The organism is Serratia sp. szju (assembly GCF_044594185.1).
In the GTDB taxonomy this organism is placed as follows: Bacteria; Pseudomonadota; Gammaproteobacteria; order Enterobacterales; family Enterobacteriaceae; genus Serratia; species Serratia bockelmannii.
On sequence record NZ_CP172576.1, the window covers coordinates 183,246 to 207,828 of the forward strand.

Genomic DNA, 24,583 nt, shown 5'->3' on the forward strand with positions numbered 1-24,583 from the left:
TTTCCCTCGCCTTGCACGCGAAAACGCGCACCCGTTATTCAGGAGCCACGCCGTATGGGTCAACTGTTACGCCGCCTCGCCGCCTTTCTCGGCCTGATCTCGCCCAAAAGTTACGCTTATCCGGCGCTGGACATCACCCTGCCGGGCGAACGTCGGCTGCATCTGGTGGGCAGCATCCATATGGGCACCGTCGATATGTCGCCGCTGCCGCCCCGGCTGGCCGCCCGGCTGCAACAGGCCGACGCGCTGATCGTCGAAGCCGATATCACCGGCGCCGCCTCCCCTTTCGACCACGCCGAACAGCAGCCGGAGCTGGAACAGCGCCTGTCCGCCGAAGAGTATCAACAGCTGCTGGCGCTGTGCCACGAACTGGGCGCCGATCCGCACGCCTTCGCCACCCTGCCCGGCTGGCAGGTGGCGCTGATGATGCAGGCGCGGCAGGCTCAGCGTCTGGGGCTGCGCGCAGAGTACGGCGTAGATTATCAGCTGCTGCAGGCCGCCAGAGCGCAGGACAAACCGGTGATCGAACTTGAAGGGGCGCAGCAGCAGTTGGCAATGCTGGAACAGCTGCCGGAAGGCGGCATCGCACTGCTGCGCGATACGCTGGAACACTGGCATACCAACGCGCGGCTGCTGCAAACCATGGTGAGCTGGTGGCTGGACGCCAAACCGCGCGGCACGCTGGACACGCTGCCGGCCACCTTCAGCGCTGGGCTGTACGACGTGCTGATGCATCAGCGCAATCGCGACTGGCGGCGTCAGCTGGAGGCGCTGCCGGCCGGGGACTATGTGGTGGCGGTTGGCGCATTGCACCTGTATGGCGAGGATAACCTGCCGGCGATGCTGCAGCCACAGGGGTAAAAAAGTGGCCAATATCGCTATTGGCCAGTCAAAGAGGAATTTCTTGTATTCTAGTTATACGCATAGCAACCGTGTTAACGGTTACAGTAAACAGGGTAGCAACCCGGTGAATATCTTGGCAACCCGCTTTATGTAACAGCCGTTCAGGTTGCCGGGCAGGTTGGATTTTTGTATTTTTAAGACTGGTTATCACCCCTTCCCCGCTGGGGACATTTTGGACAACACATCATGACGCCCGCAGTCGTTCTGCTTGAGAAACAAAAGGTCGCCTTCACCCTCCATCCTTATCACCACGACAGCGACGAAACCAACTTCGGCGATGAGGCGGTGAGAAAGCTGGGGCTGGATGCCGATCGGGTTTACAAAACCTTGCTGGTGGCGCTGAACGGCGACGCCAAACACCTGGCGGTGGCGGTCACGCCGGTCGCCACCCAGCTGGATCTGAAAAAGGTTGCCCGCGCCCTCGGCGCCAAAAAGGCCGAGATGGCCGATCCGCAGCTGGCGCAGCGCGTCACCGGGTATCTGGTGGGCGGCATCAGCCCGCTGGGGCAGAAAAAACGGCTGCCGACGGTGATCGACAGCCCGGCGCAAGCGTTCGCCACCATCTACGTTTCCGGCGGCAAACGCGGGCTGGACATCGAGCTGGCCGCCGCCGATCTGTGCCGCCTGCTGGCCGGCAGCTTCGCCGACATCGCCAAACGCGACTGACGCCGCGTACTCAGCGGCACACCACCGTGGCGTCACAGGCTGCCAGCGTCTCCACCAAGCGGTCCTCCAGCGCCTTCACCTCCGCGCCGGGCACCAGATAGTTGTTGCTGATAATGGCGAACGCCAGCGGCCGTCCGGTCGCCGAATCGACATAGCCGCTGAGCGACGAGACCCCGGTCATGGAGCCGCTCTTGGCGTGGGCGCGGCCCGCCGCCGCCGTCTTCACCATACGGCTCTGCAGCGTGCCGCCCACCAGCAACCCCGGCTGGCCCGCGACGGGCAAAGCGCGATACCAGTCGGCGAACCACGGCTGTTTTCTGGCCGCCAACAGCAGCGTCGTCAGCTGTTGCGGCGTGATCTGGTTCATACGCGACAGCCCTGAACCGTCCACCTGACGGTACGCGCCGGCCGCGATGCCCTGGCTTTGCACAAACTGGCCGATCGCCTGCAGGCCGGCGGCCCAATCCCCCTTACCCTGCGTTTTGCGGCCCATCGCTTTGGTCAGTACCTCACCGTAACCGTTATTGGACACTTTCAGGAAGGTGACGATCAGGCGGGAGAGCGGCGGCGAGTTTTTTTGCGCCAGCAGCTGTGCGCCGGCTGGCGTCACACCCTCTTCAGCATTACCGCGCAGGGTAATGCCGTGCGCGCGCAGGGCATTTTGCAGTAAGGCACCAACCACGCGGGTGGGTTGATCGACAGTGATCAATCGCGAACGGGCCTCCGCCTGCGCGGCAATGGTGCCGCTGACCACAACCCGGTTACTGCCCGGTTGGCGCTCGAACGTCAGTGCGGTGTCGCCGCCGGTGCTGGTACGGTTGACCAGCGTCACCGCGTCATTGGCGGGATAGAAGCTCACCCGCCCCGGCGCACCGGCGCGGGCGCCCGGTTGCACATCCACCCGCACCACGTTGATATCGCCGCCGGGGGTAAAGGCGTAGTTTAGCGCCGAGATCGGTGCAGCGAAGGCAAAGGGTTCATCGTCCCAGCTCCAGCCGGCGCCGAATGGCGTTTGATCGAACGCGCTGGCGTCCAGGATCAGCCGCCCATGAATCTGGCGAACGCCGCGCTGCGCCAGCGTGGCGGCGAAGGTGTCGAGATCGTCAGGATGCAACGTCGGATCGCCGCTGCCCTGCAGATAGAGATCCCCCTGCAAGGTGTTGCCGCGCTGTTCACCGGTGGTCAGCAGCCGGGTTTCAAACCGGTAATCCGCCCCCAGCACGCCGAACGCCGCCAGAGAAGTGAACATCTTCATGTTGGAAGCCGGCGCCAAACGCTGCTCCGCGTGCGCCTGATACAGCACGGTGCCGCTCTCGGCATCGCGCACCATCACGCCGCTCGACGCCCCAACCAGCGCCTTGTCCTGGCCGAGGGCCGCCAGCGCCTGGCTAAGCGTTTGCTCATGACCTTGGCCGGATGACGAACACCCCGCCAGCGCCAGGATGGCGGGCAGCAGCCAGCCTGCGGTTTTCAACATGTCATCTTCCTGTTTGCGTTATCAAAACCAAATTGTCGCTCAGGCTATCATTGGAAGGCAGCGGTGGCGAGAATGTCCGCCCCGTTTATCATTCAGCTACGCGCAGGCAACGCCAAACGACGCTCGTTGTGCGCCACCCGCCACGCCAACAGCAGCACGCAGAGGCTGCAGAGCGACAGCACGGCACCCAAGTGCAGCGACAGCCCCGCCAGCACCAGGCCACCGCCGAGCATCAGGTAATACATCAGGCCAAGGATGGCGCCGGCAGTGCCCATGCAGTCTTTATAATGGCGCAGCGCGCGCGCCAGAATATTGGGAATGGCGATGCCGTACGCCATCACCACCAGCATCATCGGCAGAACAAACCACAAGGTCCCTTCCAGCAGCAATACCAGCAGGCCGCCGGTCAGCGACAGCGCGCAGGCCAGCATCAACAGTGCGGGGAACAGCCAGCGTTTGCCGATCAAAAACTTGTTGATCGCCGCGCCGATACCCACTCCGACCGCCAATACCAAACCGGTATAACCGAACCACTGCGTCGGCAATCCCAACGCTGAGAAGTGGAATGGCGCCAGTTGGTAATAGCTGAACATGCAAATATTGAACAACGCCACCAACAGCGCACTGAGCCAAATATCCCCGTCCTTGATCATCCGCCCCAGCGTGCCAAAAAATGAACTCTTCACCACCTGTTGCGGACGCGTCTCCGGCAGTTGCCAACCGGCATAGCCCAACAACAGCGCCGCCAACAGCACCAAACCGCCGAACACCCCCTGATAGCCCCAATAGTAAGTCAGCACTGCGCCGCTCAACACGCCAACCGCCGGACTGATCGCCATGGCGATCCCCATCACCGAGAACACCCGCGCCAACTCATAACCGTCGAAGCGATCGCGAATCGCCGTTTGCGTCCCGACCGAGCCGACCGCCGCACCAAAGGCGGCCAGCACCCGCGCCGCCAGCAGCATGCTGAAGCTGCCGCTGAACAGCGCAACGAGAGAAGCCAGCAGATAGAGCGTCAGCCCGGCCAAAATGGTGGGACGGCGTCCGATGACGTCGCACATCCGCCCCCATACCACCACGCCGAGCGCAAAAGCGAAAAAGTAACAAGAGAGCGTTTGCGCCGCCATCTCCGCACTGACCCGGAAACCGTGCGCAATGTGCGTCAATGCCGGGCTGTAGATGGTCTCCACCACCTGGGGAAACATCATCATCGACGTCGCCAACGTCAGCGTCAGTTTACGTTGCATAACAGATCCTGTAGCCAAGAATAGGCTGCACAAGGTAGCATCAGCTCCCCGGTGCCGATTACAATATAAAAGACAATAAATTTACAAAATCGGACATACTATGGCGTGGCTTCAGGCGCAGGACAGTTTTAATCCGGATACGCTCGACAACGGGGTACTCGGGATCGCCGCCGAACTGGCGCAGCACGACTCGGGCACGCATTGGCATGACAGGGGGCAGTTGCTGTTCTGTCAGCAAGGCAGCATGCGCATCACGCTCAACCAAAGCATCTGCATGCTGCCGCCGGGCAGAGTCGCCTGGATCCCGCCGCAGGTGGCTCACCGCGTTCAGGTCAACGGCGTCGTCGGTTACCGTTCGCTTTATCTCGACGCCGATCGCTATGCCTGTCTGCCTGCGCAGCTTGCCGTACTGACAGCCTCGCCGCTGCTGCGCGAGGTGTTGGAACGCATCGCGTTCGCCGCCTTCGACACCGACTGGCAGCACGGGCCTCACGCCAATATTCTGGCGGTCTGCCTCGACGAGATCGCCGCCGCACCGCGCGAACTGACGTTGCTGCCGCTGCCCAGCGACCGGCGCCTGCGCCATCTGGCCAATCTGGACATGCTTCCGCCGCTGCACGAGCTATCGCGCTATAGCGGCGCTTCCGAGAAAACCATCAGCCGGATTTTCCGCCGTGAAACCGGTCTCAGTTATCAACAGTGGCGTCAGCAATGGCGCCTGATCAAAGCGATAGAGATGTTGGCCGCAGGGCTGAGCCAATCCGAGGTCGCCGGCCAGCTGGCGTTTTCCAGCGACAGCGCCTTCGCCACTTTTTTCAAGAATATGATGGGTTGCCCAGCGAGGGCGTATATGGAGAGACGAAAGTAAGACGCCGTCTAAAACGGCAACGCCGACAGAAGGCGTTGATGGAGAGGAGGCTCGCGAAGGCGGGAACGGCGCCCCCGCGACAAGCGAGAACGCCGTTCCGCTACACCTCTATCGATAGACGATCTCGCCCTTTGGCTCGTAGGCCGCCGCATCCAGCGGCGAGTGTTTCTCGATGTACTGCTTCAGCACTTCGGCATCGATAAAGCCGGTGTTGACGTAGCTCGGCAGCCCGTCCAGCTTCGGATAGCCGTCGCCGCCCAGCGCATTGAAGTTCAGTGTCGCCATGCGGTAGGTTTTATCCGCCTGCAGCGGCTGGCCGTTGATCTTCACCTCGCTGACGCCCTTGCCGTCCGCCACTAGGCTGACGTTGGCGAACTGGGCGTAGGCGCCGGAGTCCGGCTTCATGTTGGCCACCACCGCCAGATACTGTTCAACCTCACGGCCTTTCATATCGACATGCACCAACGTGTTGCCAAACGGCTGCACCTTGAGCACGTTCTTGTAGGTGATATCGCCGCTTTCAATCGAATCGCGCACCCCGCCGCCGCTCATCACGGCGAAGTCGGCGTCGGCGCGCTCCCTCTGCGCCGCCAGCATCACCCGAGCCAGGTTGGTCTGCACGAAGCGCACCTTGCTGCGATCGCCTTCAAGCTTGCCGTTGACGCTGCCGATCTTCACGCCCAGCTGCGCCTTGCCCTTATCCTGGAACGGCGTCAGCAGCTTCATCATGGTCGGATCTTCCGCAATCTGCTGGGTGTAGTACACCCGCTCGCTGGTGCCGTCCGCCTTCTCCACCTTCTTCTTCAGGTTTACCGGGATCAGCTGATAATGCACCAGCTTCAGCTCGCCGTTGCGGAATTCGAAGTCGGCGCGACCCACGTATTTCCCCCACTCATGCGCTTGCACGATCCAGGTGCCGTTCTGGCGATCCGGCGAGCACGGCGTGCCCGGCACATAATCCACCTGTTTGCGGTTGTCGCCGGCCATACACACCGGATCCTGTGAGTGGCCGCCGACGATCATGTCGAGATATCCGGCCGGCAGGCTGCGCGCCATCTCCACGTCGCCCGGCGCGTTCGAGCCGTGTTCGCCGTTATCGTAGTGCCCCATGTGGGTGGCGGCGATAATCACGTCCGGCTTCTCGTCCTTGCGCAGTTGCTCCACCACCTGCTTCGCTTCCTGCGCCGGCACGCGGAACTCCATGTCGGTGAAGTACTCCGGGTTGCCAATCTTAGCAGTGTCGTCGGTCGTCAGGCCGATAACGGCAATCTTGATGCCCTGCTTGTCGAACAAGGCGTAAGGCTTGAACAGGCGTTGGCCGGTGCTTTTCTGATAGATATTGGCGGACAGCAGCGGGAAAGTTGCCCATTTCTCCTGCTGGCGCAGTACGCTCAGCGGGTTGTCGAATTCGTGGTTGCCGATCGCCATCGCGTCATAGCCCACCAGGTTCATGCCGCGGAAGTCCGGCTCGGCGTCCTGCAAATCCGATTCCGGCACGCCGGTGTTGATATCGCCGCCGGACAGCAACAGCAGGCTGCCGCCCTGCGCCGCCACTTCCTGACGAATGCCGTCCACCAGCGTTTTCTGCGCGCCCAGACCGTATTCGCCGTGATCGTTCTGCCAGAAGTGACCGTGATGATCGTTGGTATGCAGAATGGTGATGGCGTAGGTCTTATCCTTTTCCCAGGCACTGGCGGCCCCCGACAGCAACGTCAGGGAAACGGCCAGCGCGCATGCGGTGGTTTTCAGCGAAAAACGCATGGCGGATCTCCGTGTATTCAATAGCTTTTATGATGAGGGCGGAATTGTAGCGCGAATTAATGACAGCTGATTTCAAATTTTTGCGATGTGAGTCTGATTATTTCAGATATGGTAAAAATTGGGCGCCCTGCCTAAGATGTCATCTCTGTGCTCAACAACTTCTCAGGCTAATAATAATATGACCGACAGTAGCCAAAGCGCGATGCCGCCCGCCAAGGGCAGTGCGGTGAAGGGAACCGCCTTCTCCATCCTTGGCGCCATCAGCGTGTCTCACCTGCTCAACGATATGATCCAGTCGCTGATCCTGGCGATCTACCCGCTCCTGCAAGCCGATTTCCACCTCAGTTTCGTGCAGATCGGCATGATCACCCTGACCTATCAGCTAACCGCCTCGCTGCTGCAGCCGCTGATCGGGTATTACACCGATAAACACCCGCAGCCTTACTCGTTGCCGATCGGCATGGGCTTTACCCTGTCCGGCCTGCTGCTGCTGTCGGTGGCGAGCACCTTCCCGCTGGTGCTGCTGGCGGCGGCGCTGGTGGGCACCGGCTCATCGGTCTTCCACCCGGAATCCTCGCGCGTGGCGCGCATGGCCTCCGGCGGACGACACGGCCTGGCGCAGTCGCTGTTCCAGGTCGGCGGCAACTTCGGCAGCTCGCTCGGCCCGCTGCTGGCCGCGCTGATCATCGCGCCTTACGGCAAAGGCAACGTCGCCTGGTTCACGCTGGCGGCACTGCTGGCGATCGTGGTATTGCTGCAGGTCAGCAAGTGGTATCAACATCAGCACCGGGCAACTAAAGGGCAGCCGAAAAGCCCGTCGATGCTGAAACCGCTGCCAAAACGTACCGTTGCCTACTCGCTGGGCATTCTTCTGGTGCTAATTTTCTCCAAATACTTCTACTTGGCCAGCATTAGCAGCTATTACACCTTTTATCTGATACATAAGTTCGGCGTTTCAGTGCAGAATGCGCAAATTCATCTGTTCGCCTTCCTGTTCGCGGTAGCAGCTGGCACCATTATCGGCGGGCCTCTTGGCGATAAGATAGGGCGTAAATACGTTATTTGGGGCTCTATTCTCGGCGCTGCGCCATTTACCCTTGTTTTACCCTATGCATCACTCTATTGGACCGGCATTTTAACGGTGATCATCGGGGTTATTCTCGCCTCGGCGTTCTCCGCCATTCTGGTCTACGCTCAGGAGCTTATCCCCGGTAAAGTCGGCATGGTTTCCGGCTTATTCTTCGGTTTTGCTTTCGGTATGGGCGGGTTAGGCGCGGCAGTTCTTGGTTATGTCGCCGATTTAACCAGTATCGAACTGGTCTACCAAATCTGTGCTTTCCTACCGCTGATCGGCATTATTACCGCGCTACTGCCCAATATGGAGCATAAACCGCAATAACCCCGCGAACCGCCCGGATGAAATTATTTATTCATCCGGGTTATCCTACGGATAAATCAATGTTATTTGGCTTATCTGACACAAAACTCCCTTATTGCCCCGCCTTAAGTGAAATCCTCTGCTTTTTTACAAAAAAGGCCAAATTAGCCAAGCAAGCCGCGAACAAATGCAATAAACTAAATGTATCTTTTCGTAACTTTGTTGCGTTTCTCCCGTGCCGCGATGCATAGCCAGAAGGAGTATGGATGCATAATTCAACACCGCTCATTACCACCATCGTCGGAGGGTTAGTACTCGCCTTCCTCCTCGGCATGCTGGCGAACCGCCTGCGCATCTCCCCTCTGGTGGGGTATCTGGCCGCAGGGGTACTCGCCGGCCCGTTCACCCCCGGTTTCGTTGCTGATACCTCACTGGCGCCGGAACTGGCGGAAATCGGCGTTATCCTGTTGATGTTCGGTGTTGGCCTGCACTTCTCTTTGAAAGACCTCCTCGCAGTAAAATCTATCGCCATACCCGGCGCCGTGGCGCAGATAGCCGTCGCTACCCTGCTCGGCATGGGGCTGTCCAAGCTGCTCGGCTGGGATCTGATCTCCGGGCTGGTGTTCGGCCTCTGTCTCTCCACCGCCAGCACCGTGGTGCTGCTGCGCGCGCTGGAGGAACGGCAGCTGATCGACAGCCAGCGCGGGCAAATCGCCATCGGCTGGCTGATCGTCGAAGATTTGGCGATGGTGCTGACGCTGGTGTTACTACCGGCCTTCGGCAACATGCTGGGCAACAACAACGCCAGCAGCGGCCAACTGCTGATGGAGCTGGCGCTGACCATCGGCAAGGTCATCGCCTTCATCGCGCTGATGATCGTGGTCGGCCGCCGTCTGGTACCGTGGATCCTGTCGAAAACCGCCAGCACCGGCTCGCGCGAACTGTTCACCCTGGCGGTATTGGCGCTGGCGCTCGGCATCGCCTACGGCGCGGTGAAACTGTTCGACGTCTCCTTCGCCCTGGGCGCCTTCTTCGCCGGCATGGTGCTGAACGAGTCCGAACTGAGCCACCGCGCGGCGCACGATACCCTGCCGCTGCGCGACGCGTTCGCGGTGCTGTTCTTCGTCTCGGTCGGCATGCTGTTCGATCCGATGATCGTGATTAACGAACCGCTGGCGGTGCTGGCGACGCTGGCGATCATCGTGTTCGGCAAATCCGCCGCTGCGTTCCTGCTGGTGAAAATGTTCGGCCACTCCAAGCGCACCGCGCTGACCATCTCCGCCAGCCTGGCACAGATCGGCGAGTTCGCCTTTATTCTGGCGGGCCTCGGCATCACGCTCGGCATGATGTCGGAACACGGTCGCAATCTGGTGCTGGCAGGCGCTATCCTGTCGATCATGCTCAACCCGCTGTTGTTCACCCTGCTGGAGCGCTATCTGGCCAAGACCGAAACCATCGAAGAGCAAATCCTCGAAGAGGCGGTGGAAGAAGAGAAGCAGATCCCGGTAGAGATGTGCAACCATGCGCTGGTGGTCGGCTACGGCCGCGTCGGCAGCCTGCTGGGCGGCAAACTGGCCGAGGCGGGCATTCCGCTGGTGGTGATCGAAAACTCCCGCCCGCGGGTGGAAGCGCTGCGCGAGCAAGGCATTAAGACGGTGTTGGGCAACGCCGCCAATCCGGAAGTGATGGATCTGGCGCGGCTCGACTGCGCACGCTGGCTGCTGCTGACTATCCCCAACGGCTATGAGGCCGGCGAGATCGTCGCCTCGGCGCGCGCCAAGCGCCCGAACATCGAGATCATCGCCCGCGCCCACTACGACGACGAGGTGGCCTACATCACCGATCGCGGCGCCAATCAGGTAGTGATGGGCGAACGGGAGATCGCCAACAGCATGCTGAACATCCTGCAGCTGGACACCCTGAGCGAAGAAGAAAAAATGGGCGGCTGCCCGATCTGAAACGCCCCGCGCGCACAAAAAAAGGTCCGGCATGCCGGACCTTTTCTTTTTCAGCGGGTTAACGCTCCCAGTAAGACTCTTCCAGGCTGTCTTCGCGCTCCGGCAGGCCGCGAGTGAGGCGCGGCGAATGCTGGTTCAACACCTGGTAGCTGACGCGGTTGGCGTATTTGCACACCTGCGCCAATGAGGAGTATGTCAGGTAACTGCGCACGTGCTTGCTGGAATTCGGCACGTTATGGCGGTGATAGCCGTTGGCGGCGATATCGTGCAGCAACGCCGACAGTGCGCCGTCGCCGGCGCCGTTGGTGTTCATGATCCTCTCGGGGCCGCCCATATAAGGCGCGATGTGCGAATAAACGCGCAGCGGATTTTCACAGTGTTCGCGGCGCATGGCGCGGCTGAATTCGTAGCGGTTGAACTCGGCGATATGCCCCGGCAGCAGCGGGTGCTGGGTCTGGCGCTTGTTGGCTTCTTCGGTGTAACCCGCCATATACAGGCCGTTCGGCCCGGCGGTGCACAGCACCAGATCCACCCACTCCAGCGCCATGTCCGAGGCGGTCAGCGGATCGCTCAGCCCGGTCAGCTCCAGCGCTTCGTCTTCATTCATCGCCAGAATCGTCACGTTTTCCTTCAGGAAGTCGCGCCACCACTGCGGGTTGTCGGCGATCACGTACTTGGTGCCCAGCGTCAACACCACCGGCACGTCGTGTTTTTTGGCATATTCGATCGCCTGCAGGGTAGCGGCCTTCATCGGCTCCCCCTCCTTACAGCGCACCAGATAAGAGCTCAGCACCAGCGCCGACGCGCCGGCGATCACCTCTTCAGGAATGCTTTCCGGGCGCAGCTGGTTCATTTGGCCAGGGTTGATGGCGAAGGTGCGCTCGCCGCTTTCCCCGATCAGCGTGAAGCAGCGGCCGATGGCGCCGTCTACGCCCTGCAGATAGTTGAGATCGGTACGGCTGGAGGTATTGCACAGGTAACGGTAAGCGTAGCTGCCGATTTTCACGTTGCTGCACATCACGCCGAGCAGCACCGAGCGATCGTCCGCCAGCACCGAATAGTTGTGCATGGTGTTACCGATGGTGCCGCCGGCGAACTGATGGGTAACCAGGTTGTTTTCGTTCAGTTCCTGATACAGCGCCTCGGCGACGTCGTCTTCGATCACCAGAGAGTGGCCCAGGCTCAGGCCGTAGCGCTGGACAAAAGCGTCGTCCACTTTCGCCTCGATATCCACCAGCGTCTGATCGATGCCGACGATATACGAGGTGCTGATTTCACTTTCGGGCTGAGCCTGCTGCAGAAGCGGATCGCGGGCGCTCACCGGGAAATAGTGTTTGGACTTGCGTTTACCAGGAAATTTCATGTGATTGGCGGTGGTGACGGTTTAACAAGCGGAGAATGTTAACACATCCCCGCCCGATCACGATGCATCTAATAGACAGATTATGGATGATTACAGGCGCTGCGCCACCAGCTGCTGCATCATATCGATATGCGCCGGCTCGTCGTTCAACGCCGAGATATATTCAAACTTCTCGCCGCCGGCCTTGAGGAAGATCTCGCGGTTCTGTTCTTTGATCTCTTCCAGCGTTTCCAGGCAGTCCGCCGAGAAACCGGGGCAAATCAGCTGAATGTGCTTCACGCCCTGCGCCGGCAGCCCCTTCAGGGTCTCATCGGTGTATGGCGTCAGCCACGGCTCGCGGCCAAAGCGCGATTGGTACGTCATCATCACGCGCTCCGGCGCCAGCGGCAGCGTGGCGCTCAGCGCACGCAGCGTATCCTCGCAGCGCTGCGGGTAGTCGTCGCCCAGGCGCGCATAGCGTTTGGGGATGCCGTGGAACGACAGCACCAGCCGATCCGGCTGGCCGTGCTCGGCGAACGAGCGCTCCACGCTTTGCTGCAGCGCGGCGATATAGGCCGGGTGTTCGGCGTAATCGCGGATGAAGGCCACCGACGGCAAGCGGCGATAGCCTTTCAGCACTCGCGCTACGCCATCCCATACCGCCGCGCTGGTGGAACAGGAGTATTGCGGGTAGAGCGGCAGCACCACCAGGTTGGTCACACCTTGCGCCAGCAGCTTGTCGATGGCTTCCGCCAAACTTGGCGAGCCGTAGCTCATTCCCAGCTCCACCGGCGTATTCGGCATGCGCGCCGCCAGCGCCCGCTGTTGGCGGCGGCTGTATACCAGCAGCGGCGAGCCTTCTTCCATCCACACCGACTGATAGAGCTTCGCCACGCGCGGCGAGCGGATCGGCAGGATCGCGCCGTTGAGGATCGGCCACCAGATCAGCGGCGCCGTGTCGACCACGCGATCGTCACTGAGGAATTCCTTCAGATAGCGTTTGACCGCCGACGAGGTCGGCGCATCTGGTGTGCCCAGGTTCACCAGCAATACGCCGTGTTTCTCTTGCTTCATCTCAGTTCCCCTCATTTCCTTTCCGGCCGGCATTCCGTTCTGGGTCGGGATGTCAGCAGCCATTAATGCCGGCTATTGTAACGGAAAAGTCCTGCGTCGGAACCGATAACAGCAACAGGCTATCCCTGTGGGCTTCCCCCTTGCGCCAGTTGCCATACCGCCGCCACGTTGCGCGCCGTCACCTGCAGATTGCGATCGGCGTCCGCCAGCGCGTCTTCCAGCGTCACGATGCGATCGAGCACCGAAAACGCCGCATCGATGCCGTGTTGATGCACCACCGAATAATCCGGCGTCAGGCTGCCGGCGATGGCGATCACCGGCACGCCGTGACGCTTGGCCACTCGCGCCACGCCGATCGGCGTTTTGCCGTGGATCGACTGGCTGTCCAGCCGCCCTTCGCCGGTGATCACCAAGTCGGCATCGCGCACCGCTTCATCCAGGCGCAGGGTTTCGGTGACAATCTCGATGCCCGGCCGCAAGCGCGCTTCGAGCATGCCAAGCAGCGCCGCCCCCATGCCGCCCGCCGCGCCCGCCCCTGGCTGGGTCAGCACGGCGCGGCCGGTTTCCCGCTCCAGCAGTTCGCCATAGTGATGCAGCGCCGCATCGAGCTGGGCCACCATCTCCGGCGTCGCCCCCTTCTGCGGCCCGAACACCGCCGACGCGCCCTTTTCGCCGCACAGCGGGTTATCCACGTCGCAGGCGGCGGTTACGCTCACCCGTTGCCAACGCGCGTCCAGCTCGGCGAGATCGAGATGCGCCAGCTGCGCCAGTGCCGCACCGCCCACCGGCAGCGGCCGGCGATCCTTATCCAGCAATTTAACGCCCAGCGCCTGCATCATCCCAGCGCCGCCGTCGTTGGTGGCGCTACCGCCGATGCCGAGAATGATCGCCTTCACGCCGCGCTCCAGCGCCGCCAGCATCAGCTCACCGGTGCCGTAACTGGTGGTGATGCGCGGATCGCGCCGGTTGGGCGGCGCCAAATGCAGCCCGGAAGCGGCGGCCATTTCAATCACCGCGGTTTCGCCGTCGCCCAGCAGGCCATAAAATCCCAACACCGGCTCCCCCAGCGGCCCGGTGACCGTCACCTGGACGATTTCGCCGCCGGTGGCCGCCACCATCGACTCCACTGTGCCTTCGCCGCCGTCCGCCATCGGCAGCTTCACGTAGTGCGCCTGCGGGTAAATTTGGCGGAATCCCCGCTCGATGGCGTCAGCGACGCCGAGCGCGCTCAGGCTCTCTTTGAAAGAATCCGGGGCAATAACCACTTTTTTCAGCGTTTTCATCACTGTTCCTTATCCCGCCAGGTTAAATACGCCAAACATCAGCGCCGAGATTGCCGCAATGGTGAACCCCACCAGCGTTTCATACGGCAGCAGCTTCAGCCGCTCGTGCACCGCCATATTGACGCTGCCGCCGGTGGCGTGGAAGAAGCTGCCGTGCGGCAGGTGATCCAGCACCGTGGCGCCCGCATGGATCATCGCCGCACCGGCCAATCCGCTCACCCCCAGCTCGAGCAGCGTGGAGCTGAACACCCCGGAAGCCACGGCGGTGCCGGCGGTGGTCGAGGCGGTCGCCATCGACATCAGCGCACCGGACAGCGGCGCCAGCAGCCAGGCCGGCAGCCCGGTGTGCGTCAAACCGTTAATCAAGACATCCTTCAGCGCCGAGTTGGCGATAATGCCCGCCAGCGTGCCGGTGCCGAGCAGCATAATCGCCACCGGCGCCATGCGCGACAGGCCGGAAACCATAAACTGATTGCACTGGCGGATGCGCCCCATCAGCAGCGCGCCCGCCAACCCGCCAGCAGGCAGCGCGATCAGCGGATCGACGGCGATACCGGCGATCGGCCGCAGCGACAGCAGCAGGATCGCCACCAGCGGCGCGCTGATCGCCGCAGCGAAGCCCGGCCGCGCCCCTTCGGCATGCTGAGTCAGCTCTTCAGCCATCACCCTGCCGCCTTTATCGCTCAGGCGGCGCGCCAGCAGATAGGCCACCACCAGGCCGCACAGCCCCGGCACGATGCCGGCCATCATCACCGAAGTGAGCGGCACGTGGAAGTTGTCCGCCGCCGCGATGGTGTTCGGGTTGGGAGACATCACGTTGCCGGCCTTGCCGCCGCCGATCATCGCCAGCAGGATCGCCGCGCGTGAAATGCCGGCCCTCTGGGCGATCGACAGCGCGATCGGCGCGACGGTGATCACCGCCACATCGATAAACACCCCCACCGCCGTCAGGATCAGTGTAGCCACCGCCAGCGCCAGCAGCGCGCGGGTTTCGCCCACTTTGCGCACGATGGTTTCGGCGATGGTGTGCGCCGCACCGGATTCGATCAGCACCCCGGCCAATACCCCCGCCGCCAGAATGCGCATCACGGCGTTGGTGATGCCCTGCGCCCCGCCGATCATCAGCGTTACGGTCTGCACCAGATCGGCGCCGCCGCACAGCCCGCCCGCCAGCGCGCCGGCAATCATGCCGTAAGCCGGCGGCACCTTGCGTAGGATCAGAACGATGGCGACGGCTAACGCCACCAGCGCTCCCAGAGTGGATACGGTTGTCATTGTTGTTTTCTCCGTGGTTGATGTGCAGGCCAACATATCCCGCGCGCCCGGCGTTGACCTGAGGGGAAACAACAAAAAATTGCCGAAGGAACGGCGCGAAATTTGTGGGTTGGCACAACTCAGTCGTGCATCAGCATGCCGATATACAACCGCAGAGCGTCGGTTAATTGATTGATTTTCATGCCAGTTATGGCTTCGATGCGCTGCAGGCGGTAGCGCAGGGTATTGACGTGAATATGCAGCTGCGCGGCGGCCTGCGTCTGATCACAATTCTGCGAAAAATAGTGGCGCAGCGTGGCGCGCAGCACGCCTTTTTCATCCTGTTCGCCCAGCGTCCGCCAGGGGCGCCCCAGCTCTTGCGCTCGCCAGTCCTCCCCGAGATCGCACAGCAGCGACGGCAGCGGATAGTCGTGGTAGAACAGCGTGGCGTGACGCAGTTTCAGGCGCTGCGCCATTGCCTGGGTGGCACGCGCCGTCAGGCTGGAACGGTAGGCGCTTTGCGGATCGTCATAAAAACCGCCGACGATCAGCCGCACCCGAAAGCGGTGTTTTAGCTGGTTTTGCAAACGCTGCGCCTGCTGGCGCTCCAGCTTCAAACTCCATTCGCCCTGAGCCATGCAGGCCGGGCGCAACAGGGTCATTTCATTGAAGCCGGTAATGGCGATCAACGCGTCGCGCTGGGTGGCCTCCAGCTCCGCCAACAGCTCACGCAGCAGGTGCGGCTGCGCCTCTTGCAGCTCGACGATCCAGACGATGCGCGCCTGGCGCAGATCCAATCCCAGATACGCCGCCATCGCCTCCAGCGACGCGGTGTTCGGCTGCGGTTGCAGCAGCTGATTCGCCAGCTCTTCCCGGTAACGTTTTTCCCACTGGTGCTGATCCAGCAGCGCCGCCTGCTCCACCATCATCTCCGCCGCCATCTTCACCAGCTCGGCATAGGCGCGCACCTCGGCCGGCTCGCCGGAGATGCCGATCACCCCCACCCGCTGATTGCGAAAGCTGAACGGCAGGTTGATGCCGGGCCGCACGCCCTTCAGGTGTTCGGCGGTGGCGCGGTCGATTTCCACCACCCGGTTCTCCGCCAGCGCCAGCACCGCGCCTTCATGACGCTGGAACAGGCGCTGCGGGTTGCCGGAGGCGATGATCACGCCGTTGCTGTCCATCACGTTGACGGAATGGCTGATGATGCCCATCGCCCGCTGGACGATCTGGCGCGCGGTGGCTTCCGCCAGAAGATTGGTGTGTCTGAGCATGCCCGGCTCCCTGCTGAGGGTGAAAACGCAGGCTTGTTATACGCCATTTGGCGCGGGCGATTAACGGGCACGGCCGCAACAAGCTGCCGCGATCACAATTTGGCGGGAAAACGGCAAAAAAAAAACGCCGGACCACAGGCCCGGCGTCATGCACTGCCAGTTTGCTATCAACCGAGGATAGTCGCCAGCTCTGCGCTCACTTCGGCCACCTTGCGGGTGCCGTCGATTTTGCGGTATTGGGTGTTGCCCGCTGCCGCTTCTTTGCTGTAGTAAGAGATCAGCGGCGCGGTCATCTGATGGTATTCCACCAGGCGCTTGCGCACGGTCTCTTCCTGATCGTCCTTGCGCGTGGTCAGCTCTTCGCCGGTCACGTCGTCTTTGCCTTCCACCTGCGGCGGGTTGAACTTCACGTGGTAGACGCGGCCGGACGGCGCGTGTACGCGGCGGCCAACGATGCGGTCAACGATCAGCTCGTCCGGCACGTCGAACTCCAGCACGAAGTCCACGTTGATGCCGGCTTCTTTCATCGCGTCAGCCTGCGGAATGGTGCGTGGGAAGCCGTCCAGCAGGAAGCCCTTGCGGCAATCTTCCTGCGTGATGCGCTCTTTGACCAGCGCGATCACCAGCTCATCGGTCACCAGCTTGCCGGCGTCCATGATCTCTTTCGCCTGCTTGCCCAGTTCACTGCCGGCCTTCACGGCTGCGCGCAACATGTCACCGGTGGAGATTTGCGGAATGCCGTATTTCTCCATGATGAATTGAGCCTGAGTACCTTTACCAGCGCCCGGAGCGCCCAGCAGAATGATACGCATTGCGTAAATCCCCTTGCTATGTAGTTTTTATAAAATTGCGAAAACGCTCAACGATACCATTTCAGGGGGGGCAGGCTCAAGGCGCGCGAAGGAAATCGATTGCGGAATGTGCAAAAAAACGGACGAACAAAAGGCAAGAAAAAGCGGGGAAAAACCGGAAATACGCCCCTAACGGTGCCGTTAAGGGCGCATATCTTCAGCTTTTAAGCGGACAGCAACTTATTCATGCGACGGATGAACAAGTTCGGATCCTCCAGCGTGCCGCGTTCTGCCAGCAGCGCCTGATCCAATAACAGGTCGATCCATTCGGCGAAATGTTCGTTATCGCCCACGTCGGATGCTCGTTTGACCAGCGCATGCTCGGGATTAAGCTCGAAAATGTACTTCACTTCCGGCGCCTGCTGACCGGCGGCGGCGAACAGCTTGGCCATCTGGGTGCTCATTTCGTCGGCGTCGGTCACCACGATCGCCGGCGTATCGGTCAGGCGGTGCGTCAGGCGTACATCCTTCACACGCTCGCCCAGCAGGGTTTTCACACGTTCGATGAACGGTTCCAACTGCTTCTCGGCCGCCTTCTGCTCTTCGGTTTCATCCGCCAGTTTATCCAGCGTTTCATCCGCTTTGCTGACCGACTGGAACGGCTTGCCGTCGAACTCGGTCAGGTAGCTCATCATCCACTCGTCGATGCGATCGGACAACAGCAACACTTCGATGCCTTTCTTGCGGAACAGCTCCAGATGCGGGCTGCTCTTGGCGGCGGCGTAGCTGTCGGCGGTGATGTAGTAAATCTTTTCCTGCCCTTCCGCCATGCGGCCGACGTACTCTTCCAGCGACACGGTCTGCGCCGAGCTGTCGCCGTGGGTGGTCGCGAAGCGCAGCAGTTTGGCGATCGCTTCCTGGTTGCCGTTGTCTTCCGCCGGGCCTTCTTTCAGCACCAGACCGAACTGCTGCCAGAATTTCTGGTAGCCTTCGGCGTCGTCTTTGGCCAGCTTATCCAGCATCTGCAGCACACGCTTGGTCAGCGCACCGCGCAGGTTCTGCGTCACACGGCTGTCTTGCAGGATCTCGCGCGACACGTTCAGCGGCAGATCGTTGGAATCGATCAGGCCGCGCACGAAGCGCAGGTAGTTCGGCATGAACTGCTCGGCGTCGTCCATGATGAACACGCGCTGCACGTACAGCTTCAGGCCGTGCTTGTGATCGCGGTTCCACATGTCCCACGGCGCCTGCGCCGGGATATACAGCAGGCTGGTGTACTCCTGCTTGCCTTCCACCCGGTTGTGGCTCCAGCTCAGCGGATCGGTGAAGTCATGGGCGATGTGTTTGTAGAACTCTTTGTACTCTTCGTCGGTGACGTCAGCCTTGCTGCGGGTCCACAGGGCCTGCGCCTTGTTGATCTTCTCCCAGGTGACGGTGCCGTCTTCTTCGTTCTTGCTTTCGATCTCTACCGGCAGGGCGATGTGATCGGAATATTTGCCGATCACCGAGCGCAAGCGCCAGGCGTCGAGGTACTCATCTTCGCCTTCGCGCAGATGCAGGGTGATTTCGGTGCCGCGGGTCTCTTTGGTGATGTCGGCGATGGTGTAGTCGCCTTCACCGGCGGACTCCCAGAACACGCCTTCGTCATCGGCGGCGCCGGCAGCGCGGGTGCGCACGGTCACTTTGTCCGCCACGATGAACGCCGAGTAGAAACCGACGCCGAACTGGCCGATCAGCTGGCTGTCTTTCGCCTGATCTGAACCGATGGATTCCAGGAACGCTTTGGTGCCCGATTTGGCGATGGTGCCGAGGTTTTCGATCACTTCTTCGCGGCGCATGCCGATACCGTTGTCGGCGATGGTCAGGGTGCGCTGCTCTTTATCGAAGGACAAGCGCACGCGCAGCTCGCCGTCGCCGGCATACAGCTCTGGCGCGGACAGGGCGCGGAAGCGCAGCTTGTCGGCGGCGTCAGAGGCGTTGGAAATCAGCTCGCGCAGGAAAATTTCTTTGTTGGAGTACAGCGAATGGATCATCAAATGAAGCAGCTGTTTTACTTCAGACTGGAACCCGCGGGTTTCTTGACCTTTCATACTCATTGATTACCTCAAAAGACAATGGCTACCAAAATCGAACAATGAGGATCAGATGAGGGTCAGGGTCTTGTTTTTCAAGCGGACGGCGGGAAATTTTTGGCAAAAAAACGACGGGGCCGAGTGGCCCCGTCCGGGAAAACATCAGAACTTGATGGCGTGACGCCCGGCCAGCGAATGCGACAGCGTGGTGCCGTCGACCATCTCCAGCTCGCCGCCCACCGGTACGCCGTGGGCGATGCGGCTGGCGAGCACGCCATACTGGCCGCACATCTCGGCGATGTAGTTGGCAGTCGCTTCCCCTTCCACCGTTGGGTTGGTGGCGAGGATCACTTCGGTGATGCTTTCCTTTTCCAGCCGTTGCTCCAGGCGATCGAGACCGATATCCCCCGGCCCGATGCCATCTAGCGGCGACAGATGGCCCATCAGCACAAAGTAGCGCCCGGCGAACTGGCCGGTCTGCTCGATGGCGTGAATATCCGCCGGGCTTTCCACCACACAAATCTGGCCGTTTTGCTGACGGCGCGGATTGGCGCAGATGGTGCAGATGTCCTGCTCGGTGAAGGTGCGGCAGTCGGCGCAGTGGCCGATTTCCGACATCGCGCGCGTCAACGCCTGCGCCAGGCGCATGCCGCCGCTGCGATCGCGCTGCAGCAACTGAAACGCCATGCGCTGCGCCGATTTCGGGCCGACGCCCGGCAGGCAGCGCAGCGCCTCCATCAGGGATTCAAGGAGCGGGCTGGTTTGCATCAGAACGGCATCTTGAAGCCAGGCGGCAACTGCATGCCGCTGGAAACGGAGGCCATTTTCTCTTTCTGAGTCTCTTCGATGCGGCGCGCGGCGTCGTTAAACGCGGCGGCGATCAGATCTTCCAGCATGTCTTTGTCATCTTCCATCAGGCTAGGATCGATCTCCACGCGGCGGCAGTTGTGTGCGCCGTTGATGGTGACTTTCACCAGGCCTGCGCCAGACTCGCCGGTCACTTCCAATTTGGCGACTTCTTCCTGCATCTGCTGCATTTTTTCTTGCATTTGCTGGGCTTGCTTCATCAGGTTGCCCAGACCGCCTTTACCAAACATAGTCGTCTCTCGTCGCTAGGGCCGCGCACCTCGCGCGGCGTTTAAAGGGGGCGGATACTCTCTTCATCCAGATCCGCGTCGAAGAACCGGCACAGCGTCTGGATATGGGTATCCGCAACGATGGACTGGCGCGCCTGCGCCAGCTTTTCTTCATAGATGGCTTGTCGCCACTCCAGCGGGGTGCGCTCCGCCGGATTATCGTCCTCCACCACGGTCAGCTCAACCGGGCTGCCGTACAGCTCGCCGAGCGCTTCGGCCAGCGTCTTCTGCGCCGAAGGCGAATTCAGATGGCGCTGCGAAGACCGCAGATGGAGGTTAATCTTGCCCGGTTCCGGCTGCTGCTTGAAGGCGTTCAACGCCAGCTGCTGCACCAGTTTCGGGATCTTGAGCTTATCGATTTCCGCCGCCCAGGCGTCGCGCTCCAGCGATTCCACCACCAGCTTGGCGGCCAGCTCCGGCGTTTTCTCGTGCTCCAACGCCGTGCGCAGCGCTTTCGGCGTCGCCAACGGTTCCGGCGCCGCTTCCGGCTCGGTCTGCGCGCGCCAGCGATAGGCTTCCGGCTTCGCCGGTTTTTCCGGCACCTTCTTCTCCGCCAGGCGCTGCTGGCTACGCTCGGTCACGGAAGCCAAACGCCCCAGCGCCGAGTTTGCCGGCCGCGCTATTCCTGGCGCCGCCGGCTCATTCTTTTTTGGTGTGGATGCTCCCTGCTGCCGTTGCAGCTGGGACCGCGCTTTCAACAGCTGGGCGGTGGCATCCGGTAAAGGGGTCGATGATTGTCGCTGCGGCGCGGCCGGCTGCCCTAGCGGGGGCGGCGCGTCCTGAAACTGCGGCGGCTGTGGCGATGTGGCCTGCTGCGGCTGCGCCATCGGCGCCGGCGCGGTCTGCACCAACGCCACCGGCTCCGGGATCACCGCTTTCGGGTGAAACGCCAGCGCACGCAGTAGAGTCATCTCAACCCCCATGCGACGATCCGGCGCATAGGCCAGCTCTTTGCGGCCCACCAACAGCGTTTGGTAATAGAGTTGCACATCGGCCGGCGGCAGAGTGCGCGCCAGCTCACGCAGCCGTTGTTCCACGGCGGCGTAGTGGTTGTCGAGCATCGAAGGCAGCAGTTGCACCATCGCAATGCGGTGCAGCAACGCCAGCGTCTCCACCAGCAGGTTTTCCCAGTCCACGCCGCGCGAAGCGGCCTGCGCGACCTGCGCCATCACCTTTTCGCCGTCGGCGCTGACCAGCGCTTCGAGGATCGCCAGCGGCTGCTCGTCATCGAGCGTGCCGAGCATCTGGCTGACGGTGGCGGCGGTCACCTGCCCCTGCCCCATGGCGATCGCCTGATCGGTCAGGCTCAGCGCATCGCGCATGCTGCCGTCGGCGGCGCGCGCCAGCAGTTGCAGCGCGCGGGCGTCGCTGGTGATCTGCTCCGCCGTCAGCACCGTTTCCAGCTGCTGACGGATCTGATCGACGTCCAGCGCTTTGAGGTGAAACTGCAGGCAGCGGGAAAGAATGGTCACCGGCAATTTTTGCGGATCGGTGGTGGCCAACAGGAATTTCACGTGCGATGGCGGCTCTTCCAGCGTCTTCAGCAACGCGTTGAAGCTGTGGCGCGAGAGCATGTGCACTTCATCGATCAGGTAGACCTTGAAGCGGCCGCGCGCCGGCGCGTACTGAACGTTGTCCAGCAGATCGCGGGTATCTTCCACCTTGGTTCGGGAAGCGGCGTCGATCTCGATCAGATCGACGAAACGCCCCTGTTCGATCTCACGGCAGTTGTCGCATTGGCCGCACGGCGTGGCGGTGATGCCGGTTTCACAGTTCAGGCCTTTAGCCAGCAGGCGCGCGATGGTGGTTTTCCCCACGCCGCGGGTGCCCGAGAACAGATAGGCGTGATGGATCCGCCCCAGCGAGAGGCCGTTGGCCAGCGCGGTCAGGACATGTTCCTGGCCGACCACGTCTGCGAACGTTTGAGGGCGCCACTTACGGGCGAGAACCTGATAGCTCATTAATACCGGAGAAGTCGAGTAATCTGGAGGGTCATGCTAACACAGCCCCGCGGCGATCCGCGAGGCCGTTGTGCCCAAGGGGCGATGCCGCATCAATGGCCGGCGAAGTCCACCAGGCAGTAGCAGTCGATACCCAGCTTGTTCAGACGCGCTTCCCCGCCCAGATCCGGCAGGTTGATGATGAACGCGGCGTCTTTCACTTCACCGCCCAGACGGCGGATCAGTTTGGTGGTTGCTTCGATGGTGCCGCCGGTCGCCAGCAGATCGTCCACCACCAGCACTTTGTCACCCGCGGTGATGGCGTCGGTGTGGATCTCCAGCTTGTCGGTGCCGTACTCCAGCTCATAGCTTTCGCTGAGCGTGGCACGCGGCAGTTTGCCCGGTTTGCGCACCGGCACGAAACCGACGCCCAGCGCCAGCGCGACGGGCGCGCCGAACAGGAAACCACGCGCTTCGGTACCCACCACCTTGGTCACGCCCGCTTCGCGATAGCGCTCAACCAGCAGCTCGATGCTGGCGGCGTAGGCCAACGGGTTTTCCAGCAGGCTGGTCACGTCGCGGAACAGGATGCCCGGCTTCGGATAATCCGGGATGGTTTTGATACTGTCTTTAATAAACTGAAGCTGCTGCGCAGTAGCGGTCATAATTGTTGCCTGATAAAGCTGCCTGAAAACCGGCGCGCCGCTCACCCGCCGCCTCTGGGTGAAACACACCGGAGAAGGAATGGCAGGCGATCCGCGCACGAAAACGCCCAAATCTATGCAAACTGGCGGACAAATGCAACCAGCGGCGCACAATCAGCGCTGTTTTTGTTGCGGCAGGTCAATAACCGGCAGGCGCAGCATAAAGGTCAGCAAAATAGCCAACATCAGCAGCAACAGACCGCGCACCCACCAGATTTTCACCAGCCACAGCGAACAGGCGAAGGTCAGCACGATCACTAGCACCGCCTTCCACTTCGCTCCCGGCGGCAGCGCGCAATGCTGCTGCCAGTGGCGCAGATAAGGGCCAAACCAGGAACGGTACAGCAGCCAGTGATGAAAGCGCGGCGAAGAGCGGGCGAAGCACCAGGCAGCCAACAGCAGGAACGGCGTGGTCGGCAACAGCGGCAGCACCACGCCCAACGTCGCCAGCACCACCGCCAGCCAGCCCAAAATGATCAATAACCCACGCGTCATGCGGCTCTTCGCTCCTCAATCGGTTGCGGCTTACTGTAGCATCGGCGCCGCGCCGGCGGAATATGCATGCGGCGCTTGTTTCAGGGCGGCATCGCGGGCAAGCTTACGCCTGTTGAAATCAAGAGGGAGCTTATGTGAGCACTCAGCGTCTATTACAGGTGTTGGCGCAGCAGATCGCGGCGCTGGCGGCCGAAGTCACTCCGCGCGGCGACGCCCCGATCCCGCAGGCGCGCTTCGACGCCGCCCTGTTCGCCAACCGCGGCACGCGGCTGCGCGACTACCTGGCCGAGGTGGAGAAAAACTTCGCCCAGCTGCAAAACGCCGCTAACGACAGCCGCGCCAGCCAGGTGGCCTTTCTGGCCGAAAAACTGGTTGCCCAAATCTCTGCCCTGCAGCGCGAGCTGGCAACCCAGGCGCTACGGCGCAAGAATCAGCCGAAGGAAGCCCCCGAGGCCGATCTGTACCACAAGCTGGCCGAGCACCAGGATTACGAACGCCGGCTGATCGCCATGATTCAGGATCGGGAAAGCCTGCTGGGGCGCCAGACCACGCTGGCGGCGCAGCAAAAGCTGCAGCACGAGCTGGCGGCGCTGGAGGGGAGACTGATGCGCTGCCGTCAGGCGCTGGCGCGCATCGAGCGCAATATCGAGCGCAAAGAAAACGGTTTTTGAAGATTTATCACAATATTTTAATGATTATTCCCGGTTGCGCGCCGGGTTCACTATACTCTGCCGAGACACGAGTTTTTCATCCCATTAATTAATAAGCGCAGGTGCTATGTCTCTGGAAAATGCCTCACCCGAACTGCAGCTGGCGGTAGACTTGATTTACCTGCTGGAATGCAACGAGATCGATCCGGCTACCGCGTTGGCAGCACTGGATATCGTCAAACGGGATTATCAGGAAAAGCTGCAGCGCGCCGGCGTCACCTCTCCCTATTTGCCTGCCGGACAGTAA

22 protein-coding genes and 1 other annotated feature are annotated in these 24,583 nt (G+C 61.5%); of the genes, 7 read left to right on the forward strand and 15 right to left on the reverse strand.

Annotated features, from left to right (window positions below; genetic code table 11):
- Positions 1-54: 54 nt before the first annotated feature.
- Together RE418_RS00950 and ybaK are read left to right on the forward strand one after the other, a co-directional pair.
- A complete protein-coding gene (locus RE418_RS00950; protein WP_025301805.1) occupies positions 55-861 on the forward strand; it encodes a TraB/GumN family protein in 807 nt (268 codons plus the stop codon).
- Positions 862-1,089: 228 nt separating this feature from the next.
- The gene (gene ybaK / locus RE418_RS00955; protein ID WP_004940240.1) at positions 1,090-1,569 is read left to right on the forward strand and encodes a Cys-tRNA(Pro)/Cys-tRNA(Cys) deacylase YbaK; all 480 of its coding nucleotides are present in this window, start codon (positions 1,090-1,092) and stop codon (positions 1,567-1,569) included.
- A gap of 10 nt (positions 1,570-1,579) precedes the next feature.
- Here ybaK and dacB read toward each other — a convergent pair whose 3' ends face one another.
- Together dacB and RE418_RS00965 are read right to left on the reverse strand one after the other, a co-directional pair.
- Complete coding sequence (gene dacB, locus RE418_RS00960; protein ID WP_089180609.1) at positions 1,580-3,046, reverse strand: D-alanyl-D-alanine carboxypeptidase/D-alanyl-D-alanine-endopeptidase; 1,467 nt, start codon at positions 3,044-3,046, stop codon at positions 1,580-1,582.
- Between the two features lie 92 nt (positions 3,047-3,138).
- The gene (locus tag RE418_RS00965) at positions 3,139-4,296 is read right to left on the reverse strand and encodes a multidrug effflux MFS transporter (protein ID WP_089180608.1); all 1,158 of its coding nucleotides are present in this window, start codon (positions 4,294-4,296) and stop codon (positions 3,139-3,141) included.
- Positions 4,297-4,396: 100 nt separating this feature from the next.
- Between RE418_RS00965 and RE418_RS00970 the strand changes: the two genes are divergently transcribed.
- Positions 4,397-5,164: a helix-turn-helix domain-containing protein gene (locus RE418_RS00970; RefSeq protein WP_049209318.1), complete on the forward strand. Its 768-nt coding sequence runs from the start codon at positions 4,397-4,399 to the stop codon at positions 5,162-5,164.
- A gap of 108 nt (positions 5,165-5,272) precedes the next feature.
- Here the strand turns inward: RE418_RS00970 and ushA are convergent, their stop codons facing one another.
- Complete coding sequence (ushA, locus tag RE418_RS00975) at positions 5,273-6,925, reverse strand: bifunctional UDP-sugar hydrolase/5'-nucleotidase UshA (protein WP_025301800.1); 1,653 nt, start codon at positions 6,923-6,925, stop codon at positions 5,273-5,275.
- Positions 6,926-7,103: 178 nt separating this feature from the next.
- Here ushA and RE418_RS00980 point away from each other — a divergent pair, with 178 nt between their 5' ends.
- Both RE418_RS00980 and ybaL read left to right on the forward strand, forming a co-directional pair.
- The gene (locus RE418_RS00980; protein WP_089180607.1) at positions 7,104-8,324 is read left to right on the forward strand and encodes an MFS transporter; all 1,221 of its coding nucleotides are present in this window, start codon (positions 7,104-7,106) and stop codon (positions 8,322-8,324) included.
- Positions 8,325-8,569: 245 nt separating this feature from the next.
- Entirely contained in the window at positions 8,570-10,261 is a 1,692-nt protein-coding gene (gene ybaL / locus RE418_RS00985; protein ID WP_025301798.1) for a YbaL family putative K(+) efflux transporter, read from the forward strand.
- A 58-nt stretch (positions 10,262-10,319) separates the two neighbouring features.
- Here ybaL and RE418_RS00990 read toward each other — a convergent pair whose 3' ends face one another.
- The 12 genes from RE418_RS00990 to RE418_RS01045 all read right to left on the reverse strand — a co-directional run bounded on the left by RE418_RS00990 (position 10,320) and on the right by RE418_RS01045 (position 23,626).
- Positions 10,320-11,624, reverse strand: a complete 1,305-nt coding sequence (locus RE418_RS00990; RefSeq protein ID WP_025301797.1) for an inosine/guanosine kinase — start codon at positions 11,622-11,624, stop codon at positions 10,320-10,322.
- A 90-nt stretch (positions 11,625-11,714) separates the two neighbouring features.
- A complete protein-coding gene (gene hemH / locus RE418_RS00995; protein ID WP_004940253.1) occupies positions 11,715-12,677 on the reverse strand; it encodes a ferrochelatase in 963 nt (320 codons plus the stop codon).
- A gap of 119 nt (positions 12,678-12,796) precedes the next feature.
- Positions 12,797-13,960, reverse strand: coding sequence for a glycerate kinase (locus tag RE418_RS01000; RefSeq protein ID WP_049295146.1), 1,164 nt, complete (start codon positions 13,958-13,960; stop codon positions 12,797-12,799).
- A gap of 9 nt (positions 13,961-13,969) precedes the next feature.
- Entirely contained in the window at positions 13,970-15,235 is a 1,266-nt protein-coding gene (locus RE418_RS01005) for a GntP family permease (RefSeq protein WP_025301795.1), read from the reverse strand.
- Between the two features lie 119 nt (positions 15,236-15,354).
- Complete coding sequence (locus RE418_RS01010) at positions 15,355-16,488, reverse strand: sugar diacid recognition domain-containing protein (RefSeq protein ID WP_089180606.1); 1,134 nt, start codon at positions 16,486-16,488, stop codon at positions 15,355-15,357.
- A 167-nt stretch (positions 16,489-16,655) separates the two neighbouring features.
- Positions 16,656-17,300 carry an adenylate kinase gene (adk, locus tag RE418_RS01015; RefSeq protein ID WP_025301793.1) on the reverse strand — a complete coding sequence of 215 codons (645 nt, stop codon included), beginning with the start codon at positions 17,298-17,300 and terminating at the stop codon, positions 16,656-16,658.
- A 203-nt stretch (positions 17,301-17,503) separates the two neighbouring features.
- Positions 17,504-19,369 carry a molecular chaperone HtpG gene (htpG, locus tag RE418_RS01020; protein ID WP_038628970.1) on the reverse strand — a complete coding sequence of 622 codons (1,866 nt, stop codon included), beginning with the start codon at positions 19,367-19,369 and terminating at the stop codon, positions 17,504-17,506.
- A 144-nt stretch (positions 19,370-19,513) separates the two neighbouring features.
- A complete protein-coding gene (recR, locus tag RE418_RS01025; RefSeq protein ID WP_025301791.1) occupies positions 19,514-20,119 on the reverse strand; it encodes a recombination mediator RecR in 606 nt (201 codons plus the stop codon).
- Positions 20,119-20,448 carry a YbaB/EbfC family nucleoid-associated protein gene (locus RE418_RS01030; protein WP_025301790.1) on the reverse strand — a complete coding sequence of 110 codons (330 nt, stop codon included), beginning with the start codon at positions 20,446-20,448 and terminating at the stop codon, positions 20,119-20,121. The genes recR and RE418_RS01030 overlap by 1 nt, the downstream gene beginning before the upstream one ends.
- Positions 20,449-20,489: 41 nt before the next feature.
- Positions 20,490-22,448 (reverse strand): DNA polymerase III subunit gamma/tau, encoded by a 1,959-nt coding sequence (gene dnaX, locus RE418_RS01035; protein ID WP_089180605.1) that lies wholly within the window; start codon positions 22,446-22,448, stop codon positions 20,490-20,492.
- Positions 21,093-21,157 (reverse strand) — a sequence feature (DnaX frameshifting element). (Overlaps the previous gene by 65 nt.)
- Before the next feature lie 92 nt (positions 22,449-22,540).
- Positions 22,541-23,092 carry an adenine phosphoribosyltransferase gene (gene apt, locus RE418_RS01040; RefSeq protein WP_019454166.1) on the reverse strand — a complete coding sequence of 184 codons (552 nt, stop codon included), beginning with the start codon at positions 23,090-23,092 and terminating at the stop codon, positions 22,541-22,543.
- Positions 23,093-23,245: 153 nt separating this feature from the next.
- A complete protein-coding gene (locus RE418_RS01045) occupies positions 23,246-23,626 on the reverse strand; it encodes a DUF454 family protein (protein WP_089180604.1) in 381 nt (126 codons plus the stop codon).
- Between the two features lie 134 nt (positions 23,627-23,760).
- On the opposite strand from RE418_RS01045, the gene priC reads away from it, so the two are divergent.
- Positions 23,761-24,297: a primosomal replication protein PriC gene (priC, locus tag RE418_RS01050; protein WP_025301787.1), complete on the forward strand. Its 537-nt coding sequence runs from the start codon at positions 23,761-23,763 to the stop codon at positions 24,295-24,297.
- 106 nt (positions 24,298-24,403) lie between these two features.
- The gene (rsmS, locus tag RE418_RS01055) at positions 24,404-24,583 is read left to right on the forward strand and encodes a pleiotropic regulatory protein RsmS (RefSeq protein WP_016928837.1); all 180 of its coding nucleotides are present in this window, start codon (positions 24,404-24,406) and stop codon (positions 24,581-24,583) included.

What these genes read in the sequence shown, in the direction of transcription:
- RE418_RS00950 (WP_025301805.1), top strand. Translation starts at nt 55, where the DNA reads ATGGGTCAACTGTTACGCCGCCTCGCCGCCTTTCTCGGCCTGATCTCG.
- ybaK (WP_004940240.1), top strand. Translation starts at nt 1,090, where the DNA reads ATGACGCCCGCAGTCGTTCTGCTTGAGAAACAAAAGGTCGCCTTCACC.
- dacB (WP_089180609.1), bottom strand. Translation starts at nt 3,046, where the DNA reads ATGTTGAAAACCGCAGGCTGGCTGCTGCCCGCCATCCTGGCGCTGGCG.
- RE418_RS00965 (WP_089180608.1), bottom strand. Translation starts at nt 4,296, where the DNA reads ATGCAACGTAAACTGACGCTGACGTTGGCGACGTCGATGATGATGTTT.
- RE418_RS00970 (WP_049209318.1), top strand. Translation starts at nt 4,397, where the DNA reads ATGGCGTGGCTTCAGGCGCAGGACAGTTTTAATCCGGATACGCTCGAC.
- ushA (WP_025301800.1), bottom strand. Translation starts at nt 6,925, where the DNA reads ATGCGTTTTTCGCTGAAAACCACCGCATGCGCGCTGGCCGTTTCCCTG.
- RE418_RS00980 (WP_089180607.1), top strand. Translation starts at nt 7,104, where the DNA reads ATGACCGACAGTAGCCAAAGCGCGATGCCGCCCGCCAAGGGCAGTGCG.
- ybaL (WP_025301798.1), top strand. Translation starts at nt 8,570, where the DNA reads ATGCATAATTCAACACCGCTCATTACCACCATCGTCGGAGGGTTAGTA.
- RE418_RS00990 (WP_025301797.1), bottom strand. Translation starts at nt 11,624, where the DNA reads ATGAAATTTCCTGGTAAACGCAAGTCCAAACACTATTTCCCGGTGAGC.
- hemH (WP_004940253.1), bottom strand. Translation starts at nt 12,677, where the DNA reads ATGAAGCAAGAGAAACACGGCGTATTGCTGGTGAACCTGGGCACACCA.
- RE418_RS01000 (WP_049295146.1), bottom strand. Translation starts at nt 13,960, where the DNA reads ATGAAAACGCTGAAAAAAGTGGTTATTGCCCCGGATTCTTTCAAAGAG.
- RE418_RS01005 (WP_025301795.1), bottom strand. Translation starts at nt 15,235, where the DNA reads ATGACAACCGTATCCACTCTGGGAGCGCTGGTGGCGTTAGCCGTCGCC.
- RE418_RS01010 (WP_089180606.1), bottom strand. Translation starts at nt 16,488, where the DNA reads ATGCTCAGACACACCAATCTTCTGGCGGAAGCCACCGCGCGCCAGATC.
- adk (WP_025301793.1), bottom strand. Translation starts at nt 17,300, where the DNA reads ATGCGTATCATTCTGCTGGGCGCTCCGGGCGCTGGTAAAGGTACTCAG.
- htpG (WP_038628970.1), bottom strand. Translation starts at nt 19,369, where the DNA reads ATGAAAGGTCAAGAAACCCGCGGGTTCCAGTCTGAAGTAAAACAGCTG.
- recR (WP_025301791.1), bottom strand. Translation starts at nt 20,119, where the DNA reads ATGCAAACCAGCCCGCTCCTTGAATCCCTGATGGAGGCGCTGCGCTGC.
- RE418_RS01030 (WP_025301790.1), bottom strand. Translation starts at nt 20,448, where the DNA reads ATGTTTGGTAAAGGCGGTCTGGGCAACCTGATGAAGCAAGCCCAGCAA.
- dnaX (WP_089180605.1), bottom strand. Translation starts at nt 22,448, where the DNA reads ATGAGCTATCAGGTTCTCGCCCGTAAGTGGCGCCCTCAAACGTTCGCA.
- apt (WP_019454166.1), bottom strand. Translation starts at nt 23,092, where the DNA reads ATGACCGCTACTGCGCAGCAGCTTCAGTTTATTAAAGACAGTATCAAA.
- RE418_RS01045 (WP_089180604.1), bottom strand. Translation starts at nt 23,626, where the DNA reads ATGACGCGTGGGTTATTGATCATTTTGGGCTGGCTGGCGGTGGTGCTG.
- rsmS (WP_016928837.1), top strand. Translation starts at nt 24,404, where the DNA reads ATGTCTCTGGAAAATGCCTCACCCGAACTGCAGCTGGCGGTAGACTTG.